This is a genomic window from Leifsonia sp. SIMBA_070 (assembly GCF_046534635.1).
Classification (GTDB): Bacteria; Actinomycetota; Actinomycetes; order Actinomycetales; family Microbacteriaceae; genus Leifsonia.
In genome coordinates this window covers 1-230 of record NZ_JAWRYK010001047.1, presented here as the reverse complement: position 1 = coordinate 230, position 230 = coordinate 1, and the positions used below count along the sequence as shown (strand labels likewise).

Below are 230 nucleotides of genomic sequence, written 5' to 3'. Positions count from 1 at the left end.
CAACACCGTCATTGCTTCACAGCTGCATTTTCCCGCAATCACTGTCCCTGCCGGTTTTACCGATAATGGGCTTCCGGTGGGACTGGAGATCATGAGCGCACCCTACGACGAGAAGCGCCTGCTGCTGCTGGCCGGTGCGCTGGAGAAGGCGCTGGCTGCCCGGCGGCAGCCACAGCTTTGATTTGGCGGCCGGCCGTGCCTGCCACTAACGGTGGGCGCTGAATCCGGCC

General features: G+C 63.5%; 1 protein-coding gene. It reads left to right on the top strand.

The genetic code is table 11. From position 1 onward, the window contains the following. Positions 1-181 (top strand): amidase family protein (locus SB754_RS23340; RefSeq protein ID WP_410784611.1); only part of this gene is annotated, 181 nt, incomplete at its 5' end. Positions 182-230 lie beyond the last annotated feature (49 nt).